The 17,510-nt window shown below is 65.6% G+C and carries 23 protein-coding genes; 12 read left to right on the top strand and 11 right to left on the bottom strand.

The window, feature by feature from the left end:
* Positions 1-205 precede the first annotated feature (205 nt).
* The 3 genes from ACQR1B_RS32110 (at position 206) to ACQR1B_RS32100 (ending at position 3,253) form a co-directional block, all read left to right on the top strand.
* Positions 206-616, top strand: a complete 411-nt coding sequence (locus ACQR1B_RS32110) for a hypothetical protein (protein ID WP_434837068.1) — start codon at positions 206-208, stop codon at positions 614-616.
* A 214-nt stretch (positions 617-830) separates the two neighbouring features.
* On the top strand, positions 831-1,877 hold the full coding sequence (locus ACQR1B_RS32105; protein WP_434837069.1) for an HD-GYP domain-containing protein: 1,047 nt from the start codon (positions 831-833) through the stop codon (positions 1,875-1,877).
* Positions 1,878-2,017: 140 nt separating this feature from the next.
* The gene (locus tag ACQR1B_RS32100) at positions 2,018-3,253 is read left to right on the top strand and encodes a GNAT family N-acetyltransferase (protein ID WP_434837070.1); all 1,236 of its coding nucleotides are present in this window, start codon (positions 2,018-2,020) and stop codon (positions 3,251-3,253) included.
* Here ACQR1B_RS32100 and ACQR1B_RS32095 read toward each other — a convergent pair.
* Both ACQR1B_RS32095 and ACQR1B_RS32090 read right to left on the bottom strand, forming a co-directional pair.
* Entirely contained in the window at positions 3,231-3,896 is a 666-nt protein-coding gene (locus ACQR1B_RS32095; RefSeq protein ID WP_434837071.1) for a DsbA family oxidoreductase, read from the bottom strand. The genes ACQR1B_RS32100 and ACQR1B_RS32095 overlap by 23 nt on opposite strands.
* 68 nt (positions 3,897-3,964) lie before the next feature.
* Positions 3,965-4,780 (bottom strand): helix-turn-helix domain-containing protein, encoded by an 816-nt coding sequence (locus ACQR1B_RS32090; protein ID WP_434837127.1) that lies wholly within the window; start codon positions 4,778-4,780, stop codon positions 3,965-3,967.
* A gap of 102 nt (positions 4,781-4,882) precedes the next feature.
* Here ACQR1B_RS32090 and ACQR1B_RS32085 point away from each other — a divergent pair, with 102 nt between their 5' ends.
* From ACQR1B_RS32085 to ACQR1B_RS32075, 3 genes are all read left to right on the top strand, one after another.
* Positions 4,883-5,107, top strand: a complete 225-nt coding sequence (locus ACQR1B_RS32085) for a hypothetical protein (protein WP_434837072.1) — start codon at positions 4,883-4,885, stop codon at positions 5,105-5,107.
* 33 nt (positions 5,108-5,140) lie between these two features.
* Entirely contained in the window at positions 5,141-5,539 is a 399-nt protein-coding gene (locus tag ACQR1B_RS32080; protein ID WP_434837073.1) for a hypothetical protein, read from the top strand.
* Between the two features lie 122 nt (positions 5,540-5,661).
* Complete coding sequence (locus ACQR1B_RS32075) at positions 5,662-6,300, top strand: class I SAM-dependent methyltransferase (protein WP_434837074.1); 639 nt, start codon at positions 5,662-5,664, stop codon at positions 6,298-6,300.
* Between the two features lie 4 nt (positions 6,301-6,304).
* Here the strand turns inward: ACQR1B_RS32075 and ACQR1B_RS32070 are convergent, their stop codons facing one another.
* From ACQR1B_RS32070 to ACQR1B_RS32060, 3 genes are all read right to left on the bottom strand, one after another.
* Entirely contained in the window at positions 6,305-6,961 is a 657-nt protein-coding gene (locus tag ACQR1B_RS32070; RefSeq protein ID WP_434837075.1) for an SET domain-containing protein, read from the bottom strand.
* A gap of 142 nt (positions 6,962-7,103) precedes the next feature.
* Positions 7,104-7,769, bottom strand: a complete 666-nt coding sequence (locus ACQR1B_RS32065; protein ID WP_434837076.1) for a DUF6321 domain-containing protein — start codon at positions 7,767-7,769, stop codon at positions 7,104-7,106.
* A gap of 45 nt (positions 7,770-7,814) precedes the next feature.
* Positions 7,815-8,537, bottom strand: a complete 723-nt coding sequence (locus tag ACQR1B_RS32060) for a TetR/AcrR family transcriptional regulator (RefSeq protein WP_434837077.1) — start codon at positions 8,535-8,537, stop codon at positions 7,815-7,817.
* A 109-nt stretch (positions 8,538-8,646) separates the two neighbouring features.
* On the opposite strand from ACQR1B_RS32060, the gene ACQR1B_RS32055 reads away from it, so the two are divergent.
* The 4 genes from ACQR1B_RS32055 (at position 8,647) to ACQR1B_RS32040 (ending at position 11,768) form a co-directional block, all read left to right on the top strand.
* Positions 8,647-10,074, top strand: coding sequence for a carotenoid oxygenase family protein (locus ACQR1B_RS32055; protein WP_434837078.1), 1,428 nt, complete (start codon positions 8,647-8,649; stop codon positions 10,072-10,074).
* Positions 10,075-10,197: 123 nt separating this feature from the next.
* On the top strand, positions 10,198-10,782 hold the full coding sequence (locus ACQR1B_RS32050) for a hypothetical protein (protein WP_434837079.1): 585 nt from the start codon (positions 10,198-10,200) through the stop codon (positions 10,780-10,782).
* 25 nt (positions 10,783-10,807) lie between these two features.
* Positions 10,808-11,359, top strand: coding sequence for a septation protein IspZ (locus ACQR1B_RS32045; protein WP_434837080.1), 552 nt, complete (start codon positions 10,808-10,810; stop codon positions 11,357-11,359).
* 112 nt (positions 11,360-11,471) lie between these two features.
* Positions 11,472-11,768: a hypothetical protein gene (locus tag ACQR1B_RS32040; protein WP_434837081.1), complete on the top strand. Its 297-nt coding sequence runs from the start codon at positions 11,472-11,474 to the stop codon at positions 11,766-11,768.
* 866 nt (positions 11,769-12,634) lie between these two features.
* Here ACQR1B_RS32040 and ACQR1B_RS32035 read toward each other — a convergent pair.
* The 4 genes from ACQR1B_RS32035 to ACQR1B_RS32020 all read right to left on the bottom strand — a co-directional run bounded on the left by ACQR1B_RS32035 (position 12,635) and on the right by ACQR1B_RS32020 (position 15,966).
* Positions 12,635-13,315: a DUF429 domain-containing protein gene (locus tag ACQR1B_RS32035; protein ID WP_434837082.1), complete on the bottom strand. Its 681-nt coding sequence runs from the start codon at positions 13,313-13,315 to the stop codon at positions 12,635-12,637.
* 320 nt (positions 13,316-13,635) lie between these two features.
* Entirely contained in the window at positions 13,636-15,291 is a 1,656-nt protein-coding gene (locus tag ACQR1B_RS32030) for a fumarate hydratase (protein WP_434837083.1), read from the bottom strand.
* A gap of 163 nt (positions 15,292-15,454) precedes the next feature.
* Positions 15,455-15,739, bottom strand: a complete 285-nt coding sequence (locus tag ACQR1B_RS32025) for a type II toxin-antitoxin system RelE/ParE family toxin (protein WP_434837084.1) — start codon at positions 15,737-15,739, stop codon at positions 15,455-15,457.
* Positions 15,736-15,966, bottom strand: a complete 231-nt coding sequence (locus ACQR1B_RS32020) for a hypothetical protein (RefSeq protein WP_434837085.1) — start codon at positions 15,964-15,966, stop codon at positions 15,736-15,738. Before ACQR1B_RS32020 ends, ACQR1B_RS32025 begins: the two co-directional genes overlap by 4 nt.
* A 223-nt stretch (positions 15,967-16,189) precedes the next feature.
* Between ACQR1B_RS32020 and ACQR1B_RS32015 the strand changes: the two genes are divergently transcribed.
* A complete protein-coding gene (locus tag ACQR1B_RS32015; protein ID WP_434837086.1) occupies positions 16,190-16,387 on the top strand; it encodes a hypothetical protein in 198 nt (65 codons plus the stop codon).
* Positions 16,388-16,410: 23 nt separating this feature from the next.
* Here the strand turns inward: ACQR1B_RS32015 and ACQR1B_RS32010 are convergent, their stop codons facing one another.
* Entirely contained in the window at positions 16,411-16,632 is a 222-nt protein-coding gene (locus ACQR1B_RS32010; protein ID WP_434875146.1) for a type II toxin-antitoxin system RelE/ParE family toxin, read from the bottom strand.
* A gap of 7 nt (positions 16,633-16,639) precedes the next feature.
* Positions 16,640-16,861 (bottom strand): hypothetical protein, encoded by a 222-nt coding sequence (locus tag ACQR1B_RS32005; RefSeq protein ID WP_434837088.1) that lies wholly within the window; start codon positions 16,859-16,861, stop codon positions 16,640-16,642.
* 152 nt (positions 16,862-17,013) lie between these two features.
* Here ACQR1B_RS32005 and ACQR1B_RS32000 point away from each other — a divergent pair, with 152 nt between their 5' ends.
* On the top strand, positions 17,014-17,493 hold the full coding sequence (locus tag ACQR1B_RS32000) for a hypothetical protein (protein ID WP_434837089.1): 480 nt from the start codon (positions 17,014-17,016) through the stop codon (positions 17,491-17,493).
* Positions 17,494-17,510 lie beyond the last annotated feature (17 nt).

Here is a 17,510-nt window from a genome sequence, read left to right as displayed (position 1 = left end):
CAATCTCCATTTGGCTCATGACGTGCCAGTTGGTCGAGCCAGTTCTCGGCCCGGTTCACTGCGGGTCGCAAAATGCCGCGCGGCCGGCTCGACATGATCTCGCCGCAACATCCGCACCTCGTTCGGACATCGTTGCTGCACGAGATTCCCGCAGCATTGCCGCGATCGCGCAATAGCGTCCGCGCCGCATGGGGGTGAGTCGAAAATGCGGCTGATGTCATCGCGTGTGGGGCTGCTCGCAGCGCTGCTCCTGGCAGGCTGCGCCGCGGACAGCCAATCGCGTCTGCCCGCATTCATGCGCGTGAGGGAACCCGAGCCGCCGCCGCCCGAAGCTCCTCCCGACGTTGCACGTCTCGTCCGCAAGAACCTCGACACGCTCTTCGTCGCCACGTCGCTGCCGCGCGATCTCGAGACCACATCCGCCAAGCGCACCGATCGCGGCGATGCATGGACGGCCTGCGTGCGAGCCCAGCTCATTTCGGTGACGGGCGCTCCGCTTCGGCGCCAGACTTACCGGCTGACCATCAGGCAGGATGAGATCATTGACCGGCGGCGCGCGGCCCCAGGCGACGACTGTATGTCCGCGACCTACACGGCCATCATGCAGACGAAATGATTCAATCAAAAGGCGATTAGATTCGCGGAAGCCAACCGGAGCTGATTGCGAACGCGCATATGCGGCAAGGGACTACCGTCGCAGCTACGAATTGTTAGTTATTAACTAATGCAAATCAGCAACCGCATAGCGAACGAATGGCTCAAATTTAACGAATCCACGGGAAAATCATGCCCGATCGAGAGCTCGGAATGACCATTGGACCTGGTTCTTCATGCACGTTCACCTCGTCGGCGATGACGTAGCCAAGCTTGCTCTGCTCCGCGGCCTGCTGGCCGAGCAATGCTCGCTGACATCGGAAATGATCGGTGACGCCGACGTCCGAGGCCGCGATATCGACGCCATCGTGGTGGCGGCGGACTTGCGCGACGTCGACAACATTGCGGCATTGAAGGGGATCTCGGACAAGCTCGCGCGCATTCCTCGCCGTATTTTTCTGACCAACCACAAATCGCGCCTGTCGACCGTGCAGGCCTTTGCGCTGGGCGCCACAACCGTGTTGTCGGCGACACCGAGTCGCAATCAATTGCTCGGAAAGCTGCTGGACGGACGACCGAGCACGGCGGCCACGAGCGTCGCGGCCGACAATCGGCAGGCGGCGTTCTCAGGAGCGGCCTCCATCGCATCGATGTTCGCGGCCGTGCTTGGCGGTGCCGAGATCGACATCGAGGAGACGCGACGGGCCGGCAAGCATATTGCGGAATGCATCGCCGAGAACGGCCTGTCCGACTGGCTCACGACCGTCCGCCGGCACCATGAAGGCACTTATCAGCACTGCCTGCTGGTGACCGGCATTACGGTGGATTTCGGTTTGAGCCTTGGCGTCCACAGCTCCGATCTGGAGCGGCTGTACATGGCTGCGATGTTCCACGACATCGGCAAGGCGAAGATCCCGCTGACGATCCTCGACAAGCCGGGCCGGCTCGACGTCAAGGAACGCGCGCTGGTCGAAACCCATCCGGCGGCCGGCTACGACGCGCTGAAGGACAATGCGTCGATCACCGAGGAGGTGCTCGACGCCGTTCGTCACCATCACGAATTTCTCGACGGCAGCGGCTATCCGGACGGGCTGATGGCCGACAGCATTCCCGATCTGACGCGCATTCTCACCATCTCGGACATCTTCTCCGCGCTGATCGAATATCGCAGCTACAAGCCGGTGATGGCGCGCGAGAAGGCCTACGAGATTCTCCAGGGCATGGAGGGCAAGCTTGAGAAGCCCCTGGTCGGCGCTTTCCGCAACGTCGCGCTGATCCGCTGATCCGAGCCGCGGCCATGGTGAATGCGCCGCTAACGCGGCCGCGCGAATCTTAGCTGACCGGCAAGGCCTATCTTGTCAGCTCTGTCATACCATCCAACTGGGCTGCGCGGCCGAACGCGCGGCAGGGGGACCATCCGGACGTGGCCGAGATCATCGATCGTGCGATTGCACATGCTTCATCCGCCGCGGAGGGGCGCCGAGCAGCCCCGGGCGCACTGGCGCCGGCGGCGCGATGCGTTCCGCTCGAAGCCGTGTCACCATCAGCCTGGCAGCACCTGGCCGAGCGCGCGCTGGAGCCGAACGGCTACTATCTGCCCGGCTGGGAGCGCGCGGTGAATGCCTCCGCGCGCGATCGCACCGACACTTCGGCGCTCGGCGCCTGGCACGAGGATCAGCCGTCACGTCTCATCGGCCTGATGCCCGTCACATCGCTGTGGCGCGCCTGCAGGCTGCCGCTGCCCGCGCTCGCCAGCGGCCATCCCTACGGCACGCTGTGCACGCCGCTGCTCGATCGCGATGACGCCGAGCGGGCGGCCGCCGATCTGCTCGACACGGCCCGCGGAACGGTCGCGCGTGCCATCCTGCTCCGCGACATGTCGGTCGCAGGATCCGTGATGCAGGCGTTCGACGCCGTGCTCCGTCGCGACGGGCTGCGACCGCGCATTCTGCAATCCCATCAGCGCGCGTTTCTCGATGCGACCGGGGACGGCGAGACGGTGCTCCATGATGCGCTCGGCACCAAGAAGCTGAAGGAGCTGCGCCGCCTGCGTCATCGGCTGGCCGAGCACGGCGAGGTCCGTTTCGCGGTCGCGCGCACGCCCGGTGAGGTCGCAGCCGCACTCGAAACCTTCCTCACGCTGGAGGCCAGCGGTTGGAAGGGACGCCGCGGCACGGCGCTGATCCAGCACGACGGCGACGCGGCGTTCATCCGGCGCGCCGCTCCTGCGCTCGCTCAAGACAGGGCCTGCGAGATCGTCAGCCTCGTGGCCGGAGACACCACCGTTGCGGCCGGCGTGGTGCTGCGCCATCAGGACCGCGCCTTCTTCTTCAAGCTCGGCGTCGACGAACGCTTCGCGAAACATTCGCCGGGCGTCCAGCTGACGCTGGATTTGACGCGTCATCTCTGCGGCGATCCGACGATCAGCTCCGCCGATTCCACCGCCGGTCCAGATCATCCCATGATCAATCCGATCTGGCGCGGCCGGCTCGCGATCGGCGACGTGCTGGTCCCGCTCTACCCGCGCGATCCGATCGTCGAGCTCATCCATGCCGCGCTGGTTGCGCGTCGCGAGAGCCTGAGCCTTGCACGCCGCGCCGTCCACGCAATCCGCAATTGGCGCGACGGCCGGACCGCTACTCCGCCGCCTCAGCGTTGACCTCTGCCGACACCTGGCGGATGGCGCGCGCCAGCATCTGCGGATCCTGCGCGCCCGAGACGGCATATTTCTGCGCGAACACGTAGGTCGGCACGCCGGAGATGCCCTTCTCGGCGGCCTCCTGCGCCTGCGCCGACACCAGCGCCACGTCCTCGTCGGTCGCAAGCATCTTGCGAACCACCTGGGCATCGAGCCCACAATCGGCTGCGGCCTTTACCAGCACCTCGACGTCGGTGAGGTCGCCGCCGTCGCGGAAATACAACTCCATCAGCCGCTGCTTCATCTCGGGCGCCTTGCCGATCTCGCCGGCCCAGCGGATCAGCCGATGGCAATCGATCGTGTTCGGTTGGCGTGCGACCTTGTCGGGATGATAGCTCAGCCCCTCCTGCTCGGCGGCAGCGACCACGCGGCCGGCGATGCCCTTGTAGGCCTCGACCGATCCGAACTTGGTGGTCAGGTACTGCTCGCGGCTGATGCCCTCGCGCGGCACCCAGGGATTGAGAAAGTAAGGCCGGAAGTTGAGTTCGACCGGCACGTCCGGCACCAGCTCCAGCGCGTCCTCGATGCGCTTCTTGCCGATGTAGCACCAGGGACAGACGACGTCGGAGACGACATCGATGATCAGCGGCTTCAAGGTGCCCATGCGCCTCGCTCCAGGTTCGCTTTTCGACCCGCCCAAGATAAGCCGGTGCCCGCCCAACACAAGCGCGGTCACGGCGCGGGAGCCATCTCCTTCAGCCTGACGGCGGTGAGATCATCCGCCGGGAAGAAGGTCTCCAGCGCCAGCTCGGACAGCGTGATGTCGACGGGCGTGCCGAACACCATCGTGGTCGAGAAGAAGCTCAGTACCTCGGTGCCGACCCGCAGCCGCAGCGGGATCGCGACGCTGTCGGCCGCGAGCGGCGCCGACCGCGCCGGGATCGGATAGGATTTCAGCTCCTCATACAGCCTGAGCAAATCGGCATCGGCGGTCGCCTCGCATTGCCGGTGCAGCCGCTCCAGGAGATGCCCGCACCATTCGGCGAGGTTCACCGTCCGCGACGCCAGCCCCTCGGGATGGAACGCGACCCGCAGCACGTTCAGCGGCGGGGCGAGCAGCCGATCCGGGATCCCCGCCAGCAGCGGCGCGATCATCCGGTTTGCCCCAACGAGGCTCCAGTACCGGTCGACGGCGAGTGCCGGGTTCGGCTCATGCGCCTTGAGCACGAGGGACATCGCCTCGCGGGCGGGCTTCAGCGCGGGATCATCGAGCGGACGCTGCTGGAACGCCGGCGCGTAGCCGGCCGCCACCAGCAGCACGTTGCGTTCACGCAGGGGCACGTCCAATCGCTCCGCCAGCTTGAGGACCATGTCGCGCGACGGCGCGGCACGGCCGGTCTCCACGAAGCTCAGATGGCGCGCCGAGATCTCGGCCTCCAGCGCGAGGTCGAGCTGGCTGAGATGCCGGCGCTGCCGCCATTGCCGCAGATGCGCGCCGACATGGACGGGTTTGGCGCGGTCGGCGCGCGCCGAAGCGAGCTGGCTCATCATGAACCAGACTTATCACGCACACGTCAGCGTCTCCATGACGTGCGAGGTAATCGAATTGCCTCCCGCTGCAGATCATCATTCGCATCACAGGAGATGACAATGAGCAGGCAGCGCCAACCCGAGGAATTTCCATTCACTGCAGCCAGCCGGTGGATGGCCGGCCTCGCGACATCACTGCTGGCGCGTTCGCTCAACGTGCCGGAGCCGCTGCTGCACAGCACGGGCAGCCTCGTCTACGCGCGGGTGCAGGCGTTCGAAACCCGGGCGGCACGCTCGCTGCGCCCGGCACGCCTGCGACGTCAGCTCCTGGCCTGGTTCCGTTGAACCGCCTCTCACCTCAACCGAAGGAGACCCGACATGATCACCTCGTCCCCCCTGCTCCGCCGCGCCTTGATCGCCGATGCTGCGTTCAGCGGCATCGCCGGGCTGGCGCTCACTTTCGGCGCCTCGCCGTTGGCAGGAATGCTGCAGTTGCCCGACGCAATGCTGCGTGAGACCGGCCTATTCCTGATCGTCTACGCGAGCTTCGTCGGCTGGCTGGGTTCGCGGCCGATCGTGCCAAAGCCGCTGATCCTGCTGGTCATCGCCGGCAACGCGGCTTGGACCGTCGGCAGCATCGCGCTCTTGTTCTCGGGCCTCGTCACGCCGAACGTGCTGGGCGAGATCGTCGTGGCGGCGCAGGCGGTCGGCACGGGCGTGTTCGCCGAGCTGCAATATATCGGCCTGCGCCGGAGTGCCGACCCGGTCTCGGTGTGACGCGGATCGGTGTTGAGCGCCGGCGATCGCGATCGAGCGTGCCGGCGCTTGAGCCGAATCGATCTTTTTCCATGCGTCGGCGAAACATTTCTGCATAATCGAAGGCCGACAGGAGATCAGCGATGCCGGCCCATGTGAGCGGAACGGAGGGTTACGCCGCGGAGGCCGACAGCCTCTTCGTTCGTTATGAGAGCATCCCGTCGGAGCAAGCCCATTCGGCCGTACTTCATTTGCTGCCGAAGCCGCCCGCCCAAGTGCTCGACATCGGGGCAGGCACCGGGCGCGACGCGGCCTGGCTTGCGAGCCTTGGGCATCGGGTGGTGGCCGTCGAGCCGACCGCAGCGCTACGCCTCCGCGCAATGCAGCTGCATGTCTCCCCGGCGATCACCTGGATCGATGACAGCCTGCCGGATCTCGCAGCGCTGGCGGCTCGTGAAGAGCAGTTCGATCTCGTGATGTTGACCGCCGTCCTGATGCATCTCGACGACGCGCAGCGGCGGCGGGCTCTGCCCAACATCGCTGCACGGGTCGCGCCCGGCGGAATGCTGATCATGACGTTGCGGCATGGACCAGTGCCGCCCGGCCGCCGCATGTTCGAGGTCGATGCCCAGACGATTATCGGGCCCGCCCGGCAGCTGGCGCTGACCCTCGAGCTCAACCGTCACGGCGCGTCGCTCGGTGCGGAGAACCGGGCGGCCGGCGTGACCTGGACGACGCTGGCCTTCGCGAAACGACCTCGAGAGGCTTCGTCCACAGACTGACGGTTCAGGCCGCCTTCGCCTGGCGGGTCAGCGTCTTGGCGGGGGCGGATTTTGTCTTGCCCCGCTTGCCGGTCACCGGCCTGCGCGTCTTGGCCGTGCCGCGCGTCATCTCGCCGCCCGACTTGGATCTGGCCTTGGCGCGCTGCCCGGCCTTGTCCTTCGTGAGCTTCTCGGCCTTCTTCTTGGCCTTGCGCTCGTCCTTCGCCTTCGCCTGCGCCCGCTCGGCGCGCGCCTCGGCCTTCTTCTTCGCCCGCTTCTTCTCGCAGGCCTCGCATTTGCAGCCGATCGGCTTCAGATAGGCCTTGAAGTAGTCGGTGCCGTAATCGTAGTTGATCTCTTCGCCCGGCTCGATGTCCTTGATGGCGCGGATGACGATCTTCTTCTTGCGCGGCTTGACGTCTGATTCGGCGTTCGGCTTGCAGGAATGATTGATGTAGCGCGCGACGTTCTCGCGGATCGAGCCGTCGATGGTCCAGCGCTTGTCGAGCTCGAACAGATATTTGTTCTCGATCGCGTCATCCTCCGCCTTCTTCGAGTCCAGTAGCGGACCGAAATAGCGGACGATCTTGGTGCCCTTCTTGATCGGCTTGGTGGCGAACAGGCCGAGCCCCGTCTTGGAGCGGCCGATGCGATAGGGTTTGGTCGACGGGATGGCAGGCATGACCGGGAGCTGATAGGTGGACGTCGCGAGGCTGTCGTTCTAGGATAATTTTACGGCGCTGTCAGGTGTTTCCGGCCTTTGCGGCGATCCTTCCCCAGCTTGCATACTCGGAAGGCGACGGGTTCCTGATGTCTGCGGCGGATCAGGTGCCCTGCTCCTTGAGACGACGATAGCGTGCGAGCAGCCGCTCGCCCTTCGCTGCAATTCGGCGCGCGGCAGCGACCGTTCGCGGCACCGGCTCGCCCCAGGCATGGGCCGACAACGCGAGCCGCGTCGGACGGCCCTTGGCATCGACCAGCGGCGGCAACGGCTTGCGCCCGTAGAAGCGCACCGCCCAGCTGCCTTTGCGGCGCATCTCCTGCGCCGTCATGTCCGACATCTTCTTGGTCACGCCGGGCTTGAGATGCGCGCCCTCGCGTTCGGCGAACGCCCGGCGTCCCGCCGCGGTGAGGCCGCCGCGCGGATCCTTCTGCTGCGCGGCGCTCGTTCGCGCTTTGGAGCGAGCCGCGCCAGACTTGGCCGAGCGCTTCGTTGCCGACGACGCAGCGCGCGTCTCGGTCTTTGTCTTCTTCGTTGCGGTCTTCGCCTTGGATGTCGCGGTGCGCTTGCGGCCGCTGGCCCTGGTCTTGGATATCTTCTTCTTGGCCGCGACACGCATGTTGTCGACCAGGTTGGGGTAGCGCCGCCCGGCCCGTCGCGCGCGGGCCTTTGCCTTGGCCTTTTCGGCGGGGGAGAAATGGGTGGAGGCCTTGCCGGCGCGCTTGCGCGGATTGGCCTTGTTCCAGGGAGCTCGCGGTGTCCGTGCCATGGGCGATCAACGCACGACGCCGCGCCTTTGTTTCCCGCGGCGGACTTAGGCGCCCGGCGGCAACTTCGGAATGGTGGCCTTCAGCATCGCCTCCAAGAGTGATTCGGCGTTGGTGCCGACAGGCGAGCGGCGCAGGATGTCGGCGAGGCGGCCATCGAGCAGCAGCATGGTGTAGCCGTGTACCAGCGACCAGGCGCGGGCGATGGCAGCGGCCTGATCGAGCGACAGCTCCTCGTTGCCGACCTGGCCTTCGCTGCGTGCCGCCACCGAGCCTGCCAATCCGGCGAAGGAGGCCTCGGCCGCCTCGTGCAGCGACGGTCGCGAGTAGTCGAGACGCTCGGTGCGGAACATCAGCCCGTACATGCCGGGATTGGCCTGCGCATAGGCGACATAGGTGCGGGCCCGCGCCATCGCACGCTCCACCGGCGTGCCCGGCTGCTCGCCCGCCGCGTTCATCGCCGCGTTGAAGCGAGCAAAGCCGATCGCGGCGAGTTCGCTGACGAGACCGGTCAGATCCTTGAAATGATGCGTCGGCGCTGCATGCGATACGCCGGCCTCGCGCGCCACTGCGCGCAAGGTGAGCCCGGCGAGCCCGTCGCGCTCCAGCACCCGCTCGGCCGCTTCCAGCAGCGCATCGCGCAATGCGCCGTGGTGATAGGGGGTCGCCGCCTCGCCCGCGGCATTGGCGGCACGCCGCGCCCGCGTCCGTGCCGCTGATGTCGCGATGCGTCGGGGCCGCGCCCGAACCTGTTCCGTCTTGCTGGTCATGAGCCTCCTTATACAAGCAATTTTGACAGCGTAAAGATTTGGCTTGACCCCGCCTTGGTCGCCAGCTAGCTTTATCTTTACATCGTAAAGATAAAATGGAGGAACGGCCATGAACGACGCCTCGCCGACGACCGCCCGGCAGAGCCGCAGCGAGCGCAGCAATCTCGCGCCGATCCCGTTCGAATGCGACGCGCCGTTCCTCAGGATCACCGGCGAGTTGCCGCGCGAGCTGAACGGCACGCTCTATCGCAACGGCCCCAACCCGCAATTCGAGTCGCCCGGCTCCCACTGGTTCGTCGGCGACGGCATGCTGCACGCCTTCCACCTGGAGAACGGCCGCGCGTCCTATCGCAACCGCTGGATCCGCACGCCGAAATTCGCGGCCGAGCGCCGCGCGGGACGCGCGCTGTTCGGCGGCTTCGGCCGCAGGCTGGCGGACGCGCCGGCCGACGTCACGGATGGCGGCGTCGCCAACACCAACATCATCGCCCATGCCGGCCGCCTGCTCGCACTCGAGGAGGCGCATCTGCCGACCGAGATCGAGCCGGTCACGCTGGAGACAACAGGCTATCAGGATTTCGGCGGCCGGCTGCGCGGCACCTTCACCGCGCATCCGAAGACCGATCCGGTCACCGGCGAATTGCTGTTCTTCGGCTACAACGCCGCCGGCCCGCTGACGCCGGCGCTGTCCTACGGCACCATCGATGCCGCCGGCAAACTGACCCGCCTCAACCGCTTCGAGGCGCCCTATGCCAGCATGGTGCACGACTTCATCGTCACGGCCAACCACGTGCTGTTTCCAATCCTGCCGATCACCGGCAGCATGCAGCGCGCGATGTCGGGCAAGCCGCCTTATGCGTGGGAGCCCGACAAGGGCGCCCATGTCGGTGTGATGAAGCGCAGCGGCGACATCAAGGACATCGTCTGGTTTCGCGGTGACGCCTGCTACGTCTTCCACATCATGAATGCCTGGGACGATGGCAGCCGCATCGTCGCCGACGTCATGCAGTTCGAGGAAGCGCCGCTGTTTCCACATCCCGACGGCCGGCCGACCGATCCGGCGAAGTCGCGCGCCCGGCTGTGCCGCTGGAGCTTCGATCTCGCCGGCAACAGCGATCGCTTCTCGCAGACCATTCTCGACGACCTCACCGGCGAATTCCCCCGCATCGACGACCGCCGCGCGGGCCTTACGAGCCATCACGGCTGGTACGCCTGCGCCAATCCAGACGGGCCGCTGTTCGGCGCGCTCTCCGGCCTCGCGCATGTCGACGGCGCCGGCACCCGCCGCGCGACCTGGCTCCTGCCGGACGGCGACAGCCTGTCCGAGCCGGTGTTCGTGCCGCGCAGCCGTGAGGCCGCCGAAGGCGACGGCTGGCTGCTGACCGTGGTCTGGCGTGCATCGACCAACACCTCCGACCTCGCGGTCCTCAATGCCACCGACATCGGCAGCGGGCCGGTCGCGCTGGTCCATCTCGGCCACCGCGTGCCCGACGGCTTCCATGGCAATTGGGTCGACGAAAAGACTCCAAACCATTGATAATACTTTATTAAATCACCATATTTCACGATATTTTGACACTGTCAAGATTTCACTTGACCGGGCACCCCTCGCCCCGTACTTATCTTTGCACTGTAAAGATTGGCTCGGGAGCAGCCGTCGATGACGATCTTTCTCATTCTCGCGCCCTATGGCGTCTACGCTGCGCTGATGATGGTGGTCTCGGCCACGCTCAGCCTGGCCGTGGCCGCGGCGCTGTGCCTGGCCGTGGTCGCGCTGGACGCCGCGAAGGGGCGATCGATCAAGATTCTCGGCCTTGGCTCGGCGATCGTGTTCGCCGGCGTAGCCGCCTACCTCGGCCTCGTCGATCCCGCGATGAGTGCGTCGGCGGTGCGGCTCGCGGTGGACTGCGGCATTTTCGCGCTGTCGCTCGGCTCGATGCTGCTGCGCGCGCCTTTCACGCTGCAATATGCGCTCGAGGTGGTCCCGCCGGAAACAGCGGCGATTCCGGGCTTTCTGCGTGCCAATTACGTCATCACCGGTGCCTGGACGCTGTCGGCGCTGCTGATGATCGTCGGCAACCTGATGACGCTCTACGTTCCCGGCCTGCCCTATTGGAGCGGCCTCGCCATCGCCTTTGCCGCCCGCAACAGTGCACTTTATTTCACGCGCTGGTATCCTGAGTATCGTAAGACGAGAGACATCGCCGCACGGACTGCGGCCGCAATGTCCGTCCAGGATTTGTGATGGGGTGTGCCCCAAGGAGACGTGCGTGAAGGACGTGTTTACCAAACTGATGGCCGACTTCCTGTCGGCTGCAGTCTTCTTCATCCTGTATATCGCCACCGACAACGTCGTGCTGGCGACGGCGGCCGCGGTCGCCGTCGCGGTGGTCCAGGTGGTCTGGGCGCGCATCCGAGGCGTGAGCCTCAGCTTCATGGCCTATGCCAGCGTCGGCCTCGTCATCGTGCTCGGCGGTGTCACGCTTCTGACCAACGACCCGCGCTTCATGTTCGCCAAGCCCGCGATCGGCCATTTCGCCATCGGCCTCGTCATGCTCAAGCGCGGCTGGATGCTGCGCTATGTGCCGCCGATCGTGTCGGCGACCATCCCGGAATACGTCACCGTCGCCGGCTACGCCTGGGCGGCGCTGATGTTCGCGCTCGGCCTCGGCACCATCGCGGTCGCCATGACCGGGGACATCAAGCTGTGGGTGCTGTACATTACCGTGATCGCCGGCGGCGCCAAGGTCGCGGCCTTCGCGCTGCAGTTCATCGCCTTCCGCTTCGTGGTGGCCAATCGCATCCGCGCCGCACGGGCGTGACGCAACCGTTCGCCGCATTGGGCTTATCAGCCAAGATGCGCTATAGGGGCGCCCCGAGGCGACCTCGCAGAATGCTTCGGGGCCCGGGATGGCAACGCCAGGAGGATGATCGATGGCTGTGGACGGCAACTGGAATCTGACCTTGAACACGCCGATGGGTGAGCGCAGCGCGACCCTCAGCCTGACGAGCGCAGGCTCGACGCTGACCGGGACCCAGGCCGCAGAGGGCGATTCCGCCGAGATCTTCGACGGCACCGTGAACGGTGACGACGTGGCCTGGAAGGTCTCGATCACCAGCCCGATGCCGCTGACGCTCGACTTCAAGGGCAAGGTGTCCGGCGACACCATCTCCGGCGAGATGGGGATCGGCTTCATGGGCAGCTTCCCTTTCACCGGCGAGCGCGGCTGATCCTCTTCCCAATTGGCCCACTGTACCGACACGCTTCGCTGTCGTCCCGGCCTCGAGCCGGGACCCATACCCACAGGGAGCGGTTCGAGGCACGCCGGCCATTAGCTTTTCGCCCATTACGACGGCCGCGGCGTGATGGGTCCCGGGTCGGCGCCATGATCGCGCTATCGCGCGCTCATGGCTTGCCCTTGACGACACCGATTTTGGTCGTGGCATTCCCGCTTCACATCTCAAACAGCCTGGACACGCGTTCGCAGCCTCGCGGCGATCAACGCCCGAGTGATGCATCGGCATGCCCCTCTTCAAGTGCAGAGGGCGCAGGGAAGGCCAGGCGTCGGCTGACGCCTGCGGCCCGCCTGCGGAAGAAAATGCAGGCGGCAGGTACCACAGGTGCAGCCGGAAAACGCCCGGCCTTCCCTGCGCGATGGTTTTCACGTTTACTTCGCGCTCTCCCCGGTGTCCGGCCTGTTAGCCACCGTCGCCCGAAGGATCATCATGACCTCCGGACTTGACGCCAGCGTCGGGGCGCCAGGACCACGCGACTTCACGTCCGCCCATCGCCGTTCGTCCGCGCAGGCTTTCCCCCACGCTGCGGCAATCAGCGGCCATCGCCTCCCCGCCTCGCGTGTCGTGACGATCGCGCGCAACGCCCCTCAGCAAGTGAGGCGGGATGGCGAGAGGAAATCATGTTTTCCGAAAAATAGCAAGGTATTTATTTTTATCAGAATATGAGGCGAGAGGCGTCCACCCGGAATGATCCGTCCGGCCGGTGCGCGAGGTCACTCCTCCGTCATTCCAGGCTCGCCGCGCTGCGCGCGTCGCCCCGCAATGACGACGGAGAGCGAGGCTGCTGCTGTGTGCACCGCTCAGAACCAGATCTGCATCCCCACGTCATGCGGATCGGGCGGCGGCTCGCCGTCCGGCAGGCAGCCGGCACAATCGCGGGCGGCGAGCGCCACCGCGCAGGCGTCGAGCACATCGTCGAGCTTGGCGCCGGTGCCACGGCGGGCGCGGGTCGCCCAGTCGTCGATCTCGACGAAGCCTGCTGCAACTAATAGCTCGCGGCGCAGTGCAGCCCCCTCCTTCGTCTTCTTCGACGGCAGCGGCGCGCCGTTGAGGCGCAGGAACACCAGTTCGGGATGGGCCTCGCGGATGTCGCGGTCGCGATGCGCACGGACGTAAGCATCGACCTCCATGATCTTGCGGCCGAGATGCCAGAGCTGGCGCGAGGCCCCTTTTTGACCGCGCCGCTTGGCCTCCGCATTGGCAGCGTCCGGGTCCGTGTAGTTCTCCCAGAGCCAGCGCCGCGCGCCGGTGAACACGCGCGAGCGATGCGGCGCGAGTTTTTCGCGGGCGAGCTCGTCGCAATCGCGGGCACCGTCGTCAGTCATGCCGATGGGGATATCGATGGCCGCGCGGGTGAAGGGGGCCGCGAGCGCGGTGGAGATGTCGGCGGGGAAGCTGATGCTGCGCCGGTCCCCCGCGATCGACACGGCGACCCAGCCGTTGCGGAATCCATCGAGGCCGAGGATGCGTTGAGCGTGCAAGTTGCGGTTTCTCGCTCACAAGTGCGAATGACTGCGCCCTCTCCCCTTGTGGGAGAGGGCTACACCGACGCCAGCGTCGAACTCACTCGGGTGAGGGGTCTCTCTCCGCGAGCACTGTCTTCGCGGAGACAAACCTCTCACCCGGTATGATCGCGCCCGTGCGCGATCATACCACCCTCTCCCACAAGGGGAGAGGGTGCACCGCCGTCTTGGCAGGCAGACGCACACGTCACAACAAATTCGATCCTTCACTCACTCCTCACACGCCAACGGCCGGGATCGCTCCCGGCCGCTGCAAAAACACTGCTCCCCGCCTCACCTCAGCCGAGGTTGAGCTCCTTGAAGAAGTCGTTGCCCTTGTCGTCGATGATGATGAAGGCCGGAAAATCCACCACCTCGATGCGCCAGATGGCTTCCATGCCGAGCTCGGGATATTCGAGCACCTCGACCTTCTTGATGCAGTGCTCGGCGAGGTTCGCGGCAGCGCCGCCGATCGAGCCGAGATAGAAGCCGCCGTGCTTCTTGCAGGCTTCGCGCACGGCCGGCGCGCGGTTGCCCTTGGCGACCATCACCATGGAGCCGCCCGCGGCCTGGAACTGATCGACGAAGGAATCCATGCGGCCTGCCGTGGTCGGGCCGAATGCGCCGGAGGCATAGCCCTCCGGGGTCTTGGCGGGACCGGCGTAGTACACCGGATGGTTCTCGAAGTAGTCCGGCAGCGGCTCGCCGCGATCGAGGCGCTCGCGCAGCTTGGCGTGCGCGGCATCGCGGGCGACGATCATGGTGCCGGTCAGCGACAGCCGGGTCTTGATCGGGTTCGTCGACAGCGTGGCGAGGATGTCCTTCATCGGCTGGTTCAGATCGATCTTCACGACCTCGCCGCCGAGCGCCTGCTCGACCTCCGGCAAATACTGCGCCGGGTGATGCTCAAGCTCCTCGAGATAGACGCCGTCCTTGGTGATCTTGCCGAGCACCTGGCGGTCGGCCGAACAGGACACGCCGAGCCCGATCGGGAGCGACGCGCCGTGGCGCGGCATGCGGATGACGCGGACGTCGTGGCAGAAATACTTGCCGCCGAACTGAGCCCCGACGCCGAGGCTCTGCGTCATCTTGTGGATCTCCTGCTCCATCTCCAGGTCGCGGAAGGCGTTGCCGTCCGCCGAGCCCTGGGTCGGCAGCGCGTCGAGATAGCGCGCGGAAGCGAGCTTCACCGTCTTCATGCACAGCTCGGCCGAGGTGCCGCCGATCACGATCGCGAGATGATAAGGCGGGCACGCGGCGGTGCCGAGCGTCAGGATCTTCTCCTTCAGGAACGCCAGCAGCCGGTCCTTGGTCAGCACCGAGGGCGTGGCCTGGAACAGAAAACTCTTGTTGGCCGAGCCGCCGCCCTTGGCCATGAACATGAACTTGTAGGCGTCCTCACCCTCGGCATAGATCTCGGTCTGCGCCGGCATGTTGTTGGCGGTGTTCTTCTCTTCGTACATGCTGAGCGGCGCGACCTGCGAGTAGCGCAGATTCCGGCGCAGATACGCATCGCGCGCGCCTTGGCTGAGCGCCGCCTCGTCGTCACCGTCGGTGATGACGTTGCAGCCCTTCTTGCCCATGATGATCGCGGTGCCGGTATCCTGGCACATCGGCAGCACGCCGCCGGCGGAGATGTTGGCGTTCTTCAGGAAGTCGAGCGCGACGAACTTGTCGTTTGGGCTGGCTTCCGGATCGTCCAGGATGCTGCGCAGCTGCTTGAGATGGCCGGGACGCAGGAAATGGTTGATCTCGCCGAAGGCGGCCTCAGACAAGGTCCGCAGCGCGTCGCGCGACACCACCAGCATGTCGCGCCCCAAGACGTTCTCGATCCGCACGCCCTCGGCCGTGATCTTCTTGTAGGGCGTGGTGTCCGGCCCCAGCGGAAACAGCGGCGTGTGCTTGTAGGGCGGGACGGGCTTGGACTGGTCGGGGAAAGCGGAGGGCGCGTTCATGGCGAGCTCGTGGGGTTCTAAAGTGGCCGCCCAAAGCGGTCTTGACAGGTCTGATATCGACCCGGGTGCCGAGGTGCAACATATGTATGGGCATGGCCAATACGGGGCCGCGCCATGCCTACTTTGGTCTGAATTGAGGGTGTTCGGCGGGGGGATGGCGCTGTCAGCGCTGACGGTCCCTCGCGCCGTGAACGACGGCGAGCACCGTGATCTGTTGGGCCGGCGCATCGACCTCATAGACTACGATATAGGGTCCCTCGACCAGCTCTCTGGTTCCCGGAGTCAATCCCGGACGCCCGATGCGAGCGAGCCCGGGCCGCCCGAGAATATTGATGCGAGTCCGGATACGCCGGACCACTGCGGCTGCGGCTTTAGGACTGTCGTGAGAAATCCACGCGAAGATCGCTTCGAGATCGGCGACGGCCGCCTCGTGGATGACGATCTTCATTCACCGAGCAGGCGGTCGATCCGCGCGTTGAAATCGTCCAACGTCAAATGAGAAGCGATGCCATCGCGGCGACGCCGCTCAATCTCCCGCACCTGCTCATCTGTCAGATGGTAGCCAGCCTGATCCTGCGCCTCCATGAGCGCCAGGATTTCGGCTGCATCATCCTGCCGATCGCTCGACCAGGTCAGGACGCGATCCAGCATGTCTTTCACCTGCGGCTTGCTCATCGCCGGAACATAGCAGCTTCAGTCGCGGGCGGGAAGAACAGCCCATGGCGCGGACGGACGCCGGTTTGTCACACTCGCCTGCCGGCTGCTGTGGCCTGTCCCATCCGCGCTTGCATGCCGTCCCTCGTGCACGCTTCAATGGCGCGGGGATATTTCGATTGCGTTCAACTCTTTGTTCATTGGGCCGCTCGGCCGTTGTTGCCATCCTCGTTGCGCCGAGCGCGTGCTGCTGACGAAGGCGGCGCGGGCCGATCGCTGCGACGACCTCGCCAAGGAATTGAAGAACGGCATCGACGGCATCCGGACCGCCGCCGGCGCCCCAGCGGACCTGCGGAGGCGTTGCGCCGGGAAACCTGCCGAGAACATCACGAGTCCATGGCGTCATCTTGGCGATCCTGCGCGCCGTGAAAAACCGCCGTGATCGGCACCTGCCTCGCAACCTGATCAAGTTCGTAGATGACGATATAGGGCAGTCGCGGAACGACCCATTCGAATGTCCCGGGGGTCGCGACCTGCGCGGCCAATCAGTGGAAAAGAGATCAACAACTCGATGCTGCTGAACAGTCGATCGACCACCGTCTTCGCTGTCGCGGGACTATCCTGTGAAATCCAGCTGTAGATATTCTCGATATCGGCAAGGGCCTGATCATCGAAAACGAGCTTCATCGAACGATCAGGGCCCCAGTCTCTTGATGCGTTCCCGCGCCTCGGCGTGAGATACGATTTTTCGATCCGGATCGGCCCTCCGGCGGCGCACTTCGTCCAGCTGTGCATCCGTCAGCCGGACGTCGCGCATGTGCCTGACATAGTCGAGGAGCGCGCTGGCCGCGGCATTTTGATCATCGGCCGACAGCCGCTGAACCTCTTGCAAAGCCTGCTCGAGCAATTTGGTCATGTACCAGATATAGCAGTTTCAGTCGCGGGCGGAAAGCAAAGCTCGGCAACGGACGCCGGTTTGTCACACTCGCCTGCCCGATGCCCTGACCGGCCGCATCCGCGCTTGCATGACCCGGCCGTGCACGCTTCAATGGCGTGGGGGTATTTTGAATGCGTTCAACTCTTTGCTCATTTGGCCGCTCGGCCGTGCTGGCTATTCTCGTTGCGTTCAGCGCGGTGCTCCTGCCGCAGGCCGCGCGGGCCGATCGCTGCGACGATCTCGCCAAGGAATTGAAGAACGGCATCGACGGCATCCGGATCGGCCAGACCGCCGCCGGCACCGTCTATCTCGCCCATCCCAAGGCGCGCGAGATCACGCTCGGCTGCTCGTCCAAGAACTTCAGCAGCCAGCTGTTCGGCAAGACCGACCGCAAGCCGCCGCCGGCCTTCGTCGAACTGATGGCGAGCGCGGCGGCGATCGTTTTCACCCTGCCGAAGGACGACATGGCGCGCGGCGTCAGTCGTTGCTACCGCCGGCTGGGGATCTTCCGCGGCGACGACGTCGCCAGCCGCTACCGCCGGCTCGACATGCGCTGCGCCAGGACCAAGTCCGAGTCCTCGATCACGATCACCCGCAGCAAGGATCAGTAGGCCGGCGTCAATCGATC

The organism is Bradyrhizobium oligotrophicum (genome assembly GCF_051168495.1).
In the GTDB taxonomy this organism is placed as follows: Bacteria; Pseudomonadota; Alphaproteobacteria; order Rhizobiales; family Xanthobacteraceae; genus Bradyrhizobium; species Bradyrhizobium oligotrophicum_A.
This window is presented reverse-complemented; position numbering and strand designations above follow the sequence as displayed.

Bases quoted from the DNA above. Each gene is read 5' to 3' on its own strand.
- ACQR1B_RS32110 (WP_434837068.1), top strand. From the start codon at position 206: ATGCGGCTGATGTCATCGCGTGTGGGGCTGCTCGCAGCGCTGCTCCTG.
- ACQR1B_RS32080 (WP_434837073.1), top strand. From the start codon at position 5,141: ATGATCACCTCGTCCCCCCTGCTCCGCCGCGCCTTGATCGCCGATGCT.
- ACQR1B_RS32000 (WP_434837089.1), top strand. From the start codon at position 17,014: ATGCGTTCAACTCTTTGCTCATTTGGCCGCTCGGCCGTGCTGGCTATT.
- ACQR1B_RS32075 (WP_434837074.1), top strand. From the start codon at position 5,662: ATGCCGGCCCATGTGAGCGGAACGGAGGGTTACGCCGCGGAGGCCGAC.
- ACQR1B_RS32025 (WP_434837084.1), bottom strand. From the start codon at position 15,739: ATGAAGATCGTCATCCACGAGGCGGCCGTCGCCGATCTCGAAGCGATC.
- ACQR1B_RS32020 (WP_434837085.1), bottom strand. From the start codon at position 15,966: ATGAGCAAGCCGCAGGTGAAAGACATGCTGGATCGCGTCCTGACCTGG.
- ACQR1B_RS32055 (WP_434837078.1), top strand. From the start codon at position 8,647: ATGAACGACGCCTCGCCGACGACCGCCCGGCAGAGCCGCAGCGAGCGC.
- ACQR1B_RS32040 (WP_434837081.1), top strand. From the start codon at position 11,472: ATGGCTGTGGACGGCAACTGGAATCTGACCTTGAACACGCCGATGGGT.
- ACQR1B_RS32095 (WP_434837071.1), bottom strand. From the start codon at position 3,896: ATGGGCACCTTGAAGCCGCTGATCATCGATGTCGTCTCCGACGTCGTC.
- ACQR1B_RS32105 (WP_434837069.1), top strand. From the start codon at position 831: ATGCACGTTCACCTCGTCGGCGATGACGTAGCCAAGCTTGCTCTGCTC.
- ACQR1B_RS32090 (WP_434837127.1), bottom strand. From the start codon at position 4,780: ATGAGCCAGCTCGCTTCGGCGCGCGCCGACCGCGCCAAACCCGTCCAT.
- ACQR1B_RS32070 (WP_434837075.1), bottom strand. From the start codon at position 6,961: ATGCCTGCCATCCCGTCGACCAAACCCTATCGCATCGGCCGCTCCAAG.
- ACQR1B_RS32005 (WP_434837088.1), bottom strand. From the start codon at position 16,861: ATGACCAAATTGCTCGAGCAGGCTTTGCAAGAGGTTCAGCGGCTGTCG.
- ACQR1B_RS32050 (WP_434837079.1), top strand. From the start codon at position 10,198: ATGACGATCTTTCTCATTCTCGCGCCCTATGGCGTCTACGCTGCGCTG.
- ACQR1B_RS32030 (WP_434837083.1), bottom strand. From the start codon at position 15,291: ATGAACGCGCCCTCCGCTTTCCCCGACCAGTCCAAGCCCGTCCCGCCC.
- ACQR1B_RS32010 (WP_434875146.1), bottom strand. From the start codon at position 16,632: ATGAAGCTCGTTTTCGATGATCAGGCCCTTGCCGATATCGAGAATATC.
- ACQR1B_RS32060 (WP_434837077.1), bottom strand. From the start codon at position 8,537: ATGACCAGCAAGACGGAACAGGTTCGGGCGCGGCCCCGACGCATCGCG.
- ACQR1B_RS32085 (WP_434837072.1), top strand. From the start codon at position 4,883: ATGAGCAGGCAGCGCCAACCCGAGGAATTTCCATTCACTGCAGCCAGC.
- ACQR1B_RS32065 (WP_434837076.1), bottom strand. From the start codon at position 7,769: ATGGCACGGACACCGCGAGCTCCCTGGAACAAGGCCAATCCGCGCAAG.